Origin of the sequence: Photobacterium angustum (assembly GCF_003026365.1) — a bacterium.
In the GTDB taxonomy this organism is placed as follows: Bacteria; Pseudomonadota; Gammaproteobacteria; order Enterobacterales; family Vibrionaceae; genus Photobacterium; species Photobacterium angustum.
In genome coordinates this window covers 1-657 of record NZ_PYOM01000055.1, presented here as the reverse complement: position 1 = coordinate 657, position 657 = coordinate 1, and the positions used below count along the sequence as shown (strand labels likewise).

The window sequence follows — 657 nt, the reverse complement described above, 5'->3', positions numbered from 1 at the left end:
GAAGATGGTTATTCGTTAGATTCTGAAGGGCTAGTTGTTCAGAGCCCGGATGACAATAATATTGGTCAGGTAAATGCTGATGGTAATACTATTGAGTATACTTTACCTTCAGCTACTGGGTGGAATCGCATTAACTATAAACTGATTAATAATGAAGACAAAACCAGAGTAAAGGTTGGTGATATTTATATAACAATATCAGATACCGTTCGACCTTCGATAACTATTAAAAATAAAAAACACGATTACAACATCGCAAATAATAATGCAATTGTGAATACTCGAGATAGTATTGATATTGATTTGTCTCAACTTGTCGACGCTGATGATGATAATTGGCAGTTAGTGGATGTGCAAAGTTACAATGCTAGCGTGACTCCAAAAGAACCAGATAACATTACTAACAAAGTTCTTGAGTTTACTGCCGCCATGCCAGGTGAACACATTATCTCTTATGTGATTGCCGACCATTATAATAATTTTAGTTACGGACTTGTAAAGGTATCCGTTACCGCCAAGGAGTCAGAAATAGATTGGGGTGACTTAAACGTTCTGAATAAAAAATTCATTTCTCCAGTGACATACAGCGATGGAATTGAGAGTGGCTTTCATGTGTTTCCCTTATGGGACTCAGTAAAAAGCAATACTATTTCTGGA

Annotated in this window: 1 pseudogene; it reads left to right on the top strand. The window is 36.4% G+C overall.

Annotated elements, in window-relative coordinates:
• A pseudogene (locus tag CTN01_RS22870) lies at positions 1–657 on the top strand (hypothetical protein); the annotation flags it as partial.